The organism is Bacteroides sp. 1001302B_160321_D4, assembly GCF_015667765.1.
GTDB classification, from domain to species: domain Bacteria; phylum Bacteroidota; class Bacteroidia; order Bacteroidales; family Bacteroidaceae; genus Bacteroides; species Bacteroides xylanisolvens.
The window spans coordinates 1-5,644 of record NZ_JADPLO010000120.1; the positions used below are offsets into that span (position 1 = coordinate 1).

4 protein-coding genes and 1 tRNA gene are annotated in these 5,644 nt (G+C 38.3%); 2 read left to right on the forward strand and 3 right to left on the reverse strand.

Annotated elements, in window-relative coordinates; translation table 11 throughout:
- Positions 1–162: 162 nt before the first annotated feature.
- Positions 163–1,041 (reverse strand): DNA/RNA non-specific endonuclease, encoded by an 879-nt coding sequence (locus tag KFO40_RS25000; protein ID WP_087322488.1) that lies wholly within the window; start codon positions 1,039–1,041, stop codon positions 163–165.
- A 27-nt stretch (positions 1,042–1,068) separates the two neighbouring features.
- Entirely contained in the window at positions 1,069–1,650 is a 582-nt protein-coding gene (locus KFO40_RS25005) for an epoxyqueuosine reductase QueH (protein WP_211146916.1), read from the reverse strand.
- Between the two features lie 104 nt (positions 1,651–1,754).
- Between KFO40_RS25005 and KFO40_RS25010 the strand changes: the two genes are divergently transcribed.
- Both KFO40_RS25010 and KFO40_RS25015 read left to right on the forward strand, forming a co-directional pair.
- Complete coding sequence (locus KFO40_RS25010) at positions 1,755–3,794, forward strand: DUF3352 domain-containing protein (RefSeq protein ID WP_008018142.1); 2,040 nt, start codon at positions 1,755–1,757, stop codon at positions 3,792–3,794.
- A 108-nt stretch (positions 3,795–3,902) separates the two neighbouring features.
- A tRNA-Thr gene (locus tag KFO40_RS25015) sits at positions 3,903–3,975 on the forward strand.
- Positions 3,976–4,198: 223 nt separating this feature from the next.
- On the opposite strand, the gene KFO40_RS25020 is transcribed toward KFO40_RS25015, so the two are convergent.
- Positions 4,199–5,407 carry an ROK family transcriptional regulator gene (locus KFO40_RS25020; protein WP_004307234.1) on the reverse strand — a complete coding sequence of 403 codons (1,209 nt, stop codon included), beginning with the start codon at positions 5,405–5,407 and terminating at the stop codon, positions 4,199–4,201.
- Between the last annotated feature and the right edge of the window lie 237 nt (positions 5,408–5,644).

Sequence of the window (5,644 nt, forward strand, 5' to 3'; positions counted from 1 at the left end):
ATCATTCTTGTTAAAGGTTACGGCGCAAAGATATGGCGGCTAACAACTTATGTCAAGGCGGAAAATAGAATGGTTACTTTTATTGAAGTGAGAGTCTGTTTGTAACTAGAATGCCATTGGCACAGGGAAATGAATTCATTTCAGAGAAACGAGCTTTGCTACTTAATTAGGCCACAGGGAGTAATTAATGTCTGCTTCTATTTTGTTTTCTATCTCATCGGGCAGAGGTGCGAAGAAATCCATGTTAGTCAGGTTCTCGATGCTATCTATTGTTACCGCATAGGATGATAGAGGTTCTACTGCCTGCTCATTATTGAATAAGAAACCGATAGCTCGCATCGGCTTGACAAAAGGAGAAAGGACTACTTTAAAAAACTTTTGAGGTACTACGACTTTATTCTTTCCGATTGTTTTGGGATGTTTTTCAATAATAGGGCCACATATAATAATGATGGCGCTGTCTGCTATGGCCCAATTCCGGATCTTTTCTTCCAGATTTTTCCATCCTCTTCTGTTTAGTTGTGGATGTTGCGGACACATATTGCTGAAATAAAATGATTCTTTCATAGCTTCAGGACTCCATTTCATATCTGCGGCGGGAGCCATATGACCTTTGTCATATCCTGAACGGGTATAGTCGGCATTTGTGGCAATCGGACCTGTCACTAGTGGATCGGCAATAAAACGATTACCTCTTTTTTCTTTTCCTTTGGTTTCTTCCCTGGTTAATTCGTAAGAAACCCAGTTGGGAATTTTTAAATCTTTGTTATATGATACCGTATATCCGCTATGGCGGATGATTTGTTCTTGCCGGGGAACTAGTGATATGGGTGTCTCCAGATCTTTACCGGGTGGAATTTGAAAGGAAGTATCAGTTTGCGGTTCGTTATTTTTCTGGATATTAATTTGCTGGCAATACAAATAAACACCAAAAAGAATAGGAATGAGCACGATAATGGCGATGATACATCCTAATCTATTATTAGAGTGTGATTTCTTTTTGAATAGTTTTCTGTTTTTACCTTTTTTATTTCGATTCATTGATTGGCTGGTGATGACAGGTTTGTTTTATTCTTCTTTTCTCATGCTGAATTCGCAACCGCAATATTGTTGGTTGTAAAAGTTATATTCTTTAATGATGGCAATACGTCGTTCGCTAAGTCCCCCTTTCCGCCAATTCTGTTCCCAGTACGTAACATCCGGGTAAGAGGCGGTAGCATATTGTCCGGCTTCATTGATCTGCTCCAGGCTTTTCCAACGACTGGAGACAAGTGTCGTGGTAATTACAGAGAAACCATGTTCGTGTGCGTAACGGGCTGTCTCCAATAAACGCAGTTTAAAACAACGTAGGCAACGTGCTCCTCTTTCAGGTTCCTGCTCCATTCCTATTATGTGACATCGCCAGTTTTCATGATCGTAATCAGCATCTATGATCTCCAATCCCAATGATTGGGCATAGCGCGTACATTCTTCTTTTCTTATCATATACTCTTCCTGCGGATAAATATTAGGATTGCAATAATAAATAACGGGGGTGATATGATGTTGCATCATACATTCAATAATGGCTGATGAACAAGGAGCACAACAAGTATGAAGCAAGACTTTATCGGCTCCTCCCGGAACTTCGAGTTGGAATTTCTTTTTCATGCTGTAAAGTTAGTACATATTTACGATACGAGTCAATGGTTTATGTTTTATTCAGAATAGTTTTTTTAGTATCTTTGTCCACTCAAGTTTATAACAGAACAATAATGAATGAATTAAATTGCGGGCAAGAAGAGCAATATGCAGGCCCGGAGAAGAAAAAAAGTACCTCGAAAATTGTAAAGAGAACTTTAGTTGTGGCTGCATTAGCTTTGGCGGTATATGTTGTATATTCCGTAGTTTATTTATTTGTTTCGCCTGATCGTAATATTCAGCAAATCTATCTGGTTCCCGAAGATGCTGCGTTTATCATTCAATCATCGGCTCCGATTGAAGATTGGGAAAAGTTTAGTGGAAGTGAAACATGGCAATGTCTGAAGAAAGCGAAATCTTTCGAGGAAGTAACGGAGAGTGTAGAGAAGCTCGATTCGGTAGTCAAAAGTAATAAAGTGTTGTTGTCGCTTGTTGGTGAACGGGATATGCTTATTTCGCTTCACAAGACCCGTGCTACAAAGTGGGATTTTCTGCTGATTCTGGATATGCAGAAAACATCGAAAATGGATTTATTGAAAGACCAGGTGGAAACCGTATTGGTCATGAGTGGCTTTACTGTCACCAACCGGATGCATAACGGCATTAATATCCTTGAAATGCGTGATTCTGAAACAAGGGATATTTTCTATATTGCTTTTGTGGATAATCATTTGGTAGGATCTTATACGTCCGGGCTTGTCGAATCGGCTATTGATTCGCGTAATAAACCCAAAATCGGACTCGACCAGTCTTTTATTGAAACGGAGAAGTTGGTTTCCGGTAAGGGGCTTGTCAGAGTCTTTATTAATTATGCGCGCGTACCTCAATTCATGTCTATTTATCTGGGGGCAAGAAACGAATACATTGATCTGTTTAGCAATTCTATGAATTTTGCCGGACTTTACCTAAATACGGATAAGGAGCGGATGGAAGTGAAAGGGTATACGTTGAGAAAAGATTCTGCCGATCCTTATGTCACTGCTTTATTGAATTCGGGAAAACATAAAATGAAAGCGCATGAGATTCTGTCCGGGCGGACGGCTCTATATACCAATATAGGTTTCAACAACCCGGTAACTTTTGTAAAAGAGCTGGAGAATGCGATGTCGGTTCATAATAAACAATTGTATGATTCTTATCAAAGTTCCCGGAAAAAGATTGAAGGGCTATTCGGGATATCTTTGGAAGAAAACTTTTTGAGTTGGATGTCGGGAGAATTTGCTATTACGCAATCCGAACCGGGGTTGTTGGGACATGACCCAGAACTAATTCTGGCTATCAGAGCTAAAAGTATAAAAGATGCCCGTAAGAACATGGAATTAATAGAAAAGAAGATTAAGCGGCGCAGCCCGGTTAAGATTAAAACAGTCAATTATAAAGATTTTGAGATTAATTACATCGAAATGAAAGGCTTTTTCCGCCTGTTCTTTGGAAAACTATTTGATAAATTTGAAAAGCCATATTATACTTATGTCGATGATTATGTAGTTTTTAGTAATAAGGCTGCATCTTTGCTCTCTTTTGTGGAAGATTACGAGCAGAAGAATTTATTGAAAAATAATCCGGGATTTGAAAATGCGCTTTCCTATTTAAAGTCGAGTTCTACCATTTTCTTATATACGGATGTGCACAAGTTTTATTCCCAACTGAAACCTATGATGAATCCTGCCACATGGAATGAAATACAATCCAATAAAGATATTCTGTATTCGTTTCCTTACTGGACTATGCAGGTTATAGGAGATGGACGGTCAGCTTCTTTGCAATATGTGATGGATTACAGTCCATATCAACCGGAGGAGGTTGTTGCCGTTGCTGCCGATGAAGATGATGAGGAAATGAACGAAGATGCTGAAACTGAAAAAGAACAGATGAGCGAATTGAAGCGTTTCTATGTCGAAAAGTTTGAAGGAAACGTTTTGAGGGAGTTTTATTCGGAGGGAGCGTTGAAGAGTGAAGTGGAAGTAAAGGAAGGAAAACGTCACGGTCGTTACCGTGAATATTATGAAGATGGGACATTGAAGCTTCGTGGAAAGTATGCAAATAATAAACCGAAGGGTACATGGAAGTACTATACCGAGGACGGAAAATTTGAGCGCAAAGAAAAGTTCTAGATTACGTCAACAAAAGTTGATTTAAAAATTATGCTCAAAAAATAATCGGATTCTTTTTGTTTTCTCAAATAAAGCTGTAATTTTGCACGCCGTAAACGAGAGACAAACGCCGCTATAGCTCAGTTGGTAGAGCAACGCATTCGTAACGCGTAGGTCGCCAGTTCAAGTCTGGCTAGCGGCTCTCAAACTAGAACGCTGATTATTTTAATTAATAATCAGCGTTCTAATTTTTACAGGATTCCCTATTCTTATTTTAAAAGGGAAATCCTGCGTATGTAATAGATGTGAAATATAAAAATGTAATCTATGTTGAGTCGTATTATTGTTTTAGTGGTTGCCGGAGTAGCCGTAGTCTATATCGTTCGCTTTATAGATAACTTTTTCTCTCAGCGTAGAAGATAAAACTAGCTTTCAAACATTCTGCTGCGTGCGAGCATACAAGCGCCAACGATGCCGGCTTTGTCTTTCAGCTTAGATGTGATGATGGCTGAATCTTTATTAACCAGATTTAGAGAGTACTTGCGTACGGCTGTTTTTATGGGCTGGGTGATATAATCACCGGTTAAAGATAAAGTTCCACCTATAATGACCAGTTCCGGGTTGAAGATATTGATTAGCCCGGCAATCTGTTTGCCTAGTTTCTGTCCGATTTCTTCTACAATTTCAATGCAAAGCAGGTCTTCTTTATTCACAGCGGCAATGATCTCATCAAGAGTGATCGGGTTTTCCTCTGTGGCGATTCGTGTAGATAGAATGGAACTTTCCCCACTTTGAATACGCTCTAATAAGATACGATGAAGTGCCGATCCGGAAGCTTCCGTCTCCAAGCAACCTTTTTTTCCGCAATGGCAGATTATCTCATTATCATAAGCACTCATGTGTCCAAATTCACCGGAGAATCCGGATTTTCCGGTATAAATCTTACCATCAATAATAATTCCGATACCTACTCCCCAGCTTACATTTACAAAAATGATATCCTTTTCTCCTTTCACGCAGCCTTGCATGTATTCGCCATAAGTCATGGCGCGCGTGTCATTATCAATGGTTACTTTATATCCCAATTTTTCGGATAATACATCCGCCAACGGCCTTTCCTCAAAATTGAATTGACTGAAGCTATACCCTGATTCAGGATTTACACGTCCCGACACATTTACATTAATATTTAAGATCTTTTCTTTATTAATAGTGAGCTTTTTTATAAAATTGAGAATATGCTTGCATAACTCATTCATCCCTTCGATTGAGTTCTCAAACTTATAAGGTATATTCATTTTCAATTCTACCATATCGCCTTTGAAATTTATCAGTCCGATATTGACGGCGAATCTTTTGATGTCTACACCCAAAAAGTAACCGGATTCCGGATTAAGCCCATAGAGGTTGGGATGGCGTCCGCCACTAGTCTCCAATTTGCCATAATCATTAATATATCCGTCATCACACATTTCACCGATAAATTTGGTGACAGTCGGTACACTTAAATCCAGCTCTTTTGAAAGATCGGGAATTGTAGAACTTCCATTATATATATAATGTGTAATAATCCTCTTTTTGACGAGAGCACTTTTAGAGCCCTTTTCTATTTCTTTCAAGAATTGTTGGTTCATAACTATGCATATTTGGTAATTCACACAAAGATAATTAATTTTTTTATTAATACGTGGTTTTGAAGCCTTGAAAATTAGAATATCTTGAATGTTATATTTCCTATATACTATGTAATGGATTTATATATAGGATAATGTAGCTATGGATGATTGTGGATATAATAAATGAAATAAGATGATTTGTGAGGTAATTCCTCCTTCTATTAATTAATAATGCGAGAAATAATGATTTTATTA

Bases quoted from the DNA above. Each gene is read 5' to 3' on its own strand.
- KFO40_RS25010 (WP_008018142.1), top strand. From the start codon at position 1,755: ATGAATGAATTAAATTGCGGGCAAGAAGAGCAATATGCAGGCCCGGAG.
- KFO40_RS25005 (WP_211146916.1), bottom strand. From the start codon at position 1,650: ATGAAAAAGAAATTCCAACTCGAAGTTCCGGGAGGAGCCGATAAAGTC.
- KFO40_RS25000 (WP_087322488.1), bottom strand. From the start codon at position 1,041: ATGAATCGAAATAAAAAAGGTAAAAACAGAAAACTATTCAAAAAGAAA.
- KFO40_RS25020 (WP_004307234.1), bottom strand. From the start codon at position 5,407: ATGAACCAACAATTCTTGAAAGAAATAGAAAAGGGCTCTAAAAGTGCT.